The following is a 1,730-nucleotide window of genomic DNA, read 5'->3' as shown; positions in this document are numbered from 1 at the left end:
GTGTCGGTCAGCTTGTCGGCCGATGTCCCCAGCACACCGCCCGACATGCAGGCACCGCTGTTCGTGATTGAGGGGGCGGTGACGCTGACGAACCCCGCCGATCCGAATTCCAAGCCTTTTCCTCCTGATATCGAGCCGATGAGCCTCGAACAGGCGATTCGAGGGATGACCACCGAGGCCGCCTGGCAGCTACGCATGGAGGACAAGATCGGCAGCCTGGAAGTCGGAAAATACGCGGACCTCGTCGTCCTGGAAAAGAACCCGTTCGATGTCGAGCCCATGGAGATCTCGGGGATCGACGTGCTGATGACCATGATGGACGGCAAGTTCACCCATCGGACGGATGGCGACGAGAGTGAGGCAGAGGATCGCGTTTACCCGGGTGATTACGAGCGGTGGTGAGGTGCGCCACTGGGACCAGGCACTCGATTCTGAACCCACAGGTAAGGCCCGCATGGCGACGAGAATATGCGTTAAGTCGCCCCATCGCAAAGGTTCAACGTAGGAAGTCCGGACCACACCGACGATAAGCGCATGACAGCGCGGCAAACGAGGAATGTTAGTTTCTAAGCGAGGCGATGATGGTGAGTGATCGGATATGCTTTCGAGTATCGGCGTTGCTGGTCGGAGTGGTGGCCTTAGGCATCGTGAACCCAGCAACCGCGCAGTATGCGGATGAGAGTTTTTCGCGACTTGCGTTCCAAGCAGCTGATCAGAATGGCGACGACATAGTCGACGAAGCAGAGATGGCATCGGATACAGCGGCAGCGTTCGCCTCCCGCGACGCCAATAGTGACGGCCTGCTGGAGCCTGGTGAAATTAGCGATATGAGCCCGGATGTGTTCAATGAATTGGATACTGATGGAGATGGGAAACTAACCTTCAACGAAATCATGAGGGAAAAAATCAAGCTCTTCTATGAAGAAGATCCAAACCGAGACGGGGAATGGACGCTTGAGGAAGTGATCGCCTACGACAACGCTGTCTGTCAGGCATTGAAGGAAGGCGGGGACGGATATACCGGCCCTTATGTCGGTACGGGACCGGATATTCGATGTAAGGAGTGATTTCCGGAAACGACAACGAGACTGTTTGAGATGTGAGGGGACGATGACAGAAAGATTTGTGGGACGCCCGTTCGAACCGGTTAAAGCCTGCATGGCAGCGATCGTTGCACTGATACTGGTTGGGTGCGAAGCCGACGGATCAACAGGCGAAATTGGCGTCGGAACGGTCGCCGGCGCACTCGGTGGTGCCGCCTTGGGCGCGGCTGGCGGAGGTAAAGCGGGAGGGGTTCTTGCCGGTGCAGCGATTGGCGGACTGGCAGGTAACATGCTTGTTGACCGGCCTGCCGATAAGAGGCGTGCTGAAGAGGCCGAAACGGCCCGCGATCGTGAGTATGAACGTCGTTTGGCCTACGAGCGGCAAAGCCAGATTCAGGCCGAACGGACACGCCAAGAAATTGAAGAACAGCGCTTGTATGAAGAATGGAAGAAGGAACGTCTGGCGAAGGAATATCAGGAAAAACAGCTGCAAAACTAAGGGCCTTTGGGTAAGCAGAGAGAATGAGAATTGCGCGTACTGGACGGCCCTCCTAACCCCCGCACCTCCGATTACTTCCTGCAGGACCGAATATGTTTTGATAACACAAGCTTTTCGAGGATTGGCCTGACTCCTTGACGGGTTCACGGGCGCCGGGATGATATTATGAAGAGACCGCTGGTAACTAT

Annotated in this window: 3 protein-coding genes; all 3 read left to right on the top strand. The window is 56.1% G+C overall.

The genetic code is table 11. The features are described 5' to 3' along the window. The coding region (locus tag ACWVCN_RS01525; RefSeq protein WP_455243745.1) for an amidohydrolase family protein at positions 1–402 on the top strand (402 nt) is incomplete at its 5' end. Positions 403–578: 176 nt separating this feature from the next. Further along, positions 579–1,067: an EF-hand domain-containing protein gene (locus ACWVCN_RS01520; RefSeq protein ID WP_455243743.1), complete on the top strand. Its 489-nt coding sequence runs from the start codon at positions 579–581 to the stop codon at positions 1,065–1,067. Between the two features lie 43 nt (positions 1,068–1,110). Beyond that, positions 1,111–1,542, top strand: coding sequence for a hypothetical protein (locus ACWVCN_RS01515; protein ID WP_455243742.1), 432 nt, complete (start codon positions 1,111–1,113; stop codon positions 1,540–1,542). Positions 1,543–1,730 lie beyond the last annotated feature (188 nt).

It is taken from the genome of Petrachloros mirabilis (assembly GCF_975968855.1).
The sequence above is the reverse complement of the archived record's forward strand: the minus strand, read 5'-3'. Positions and strand labels throughout refer to the sequence as shown.

Coding starts and splice junctions, on each gene's coding strand:
- ACWVCN_RS01515 (WP_455243742.1), top strand. CDS start 1,111: ATGACAGAAAGATTTGTGGGACGCCCGTTCGAACCGGTTAAAGCCTGC.
- ACWVCN_RS01520 (WP_455243743.1), top strand. CDS start 579: ATGATGGTGAGTGATCGGATATGCTTTCGAGTATCGGCGTTGCTGGTC.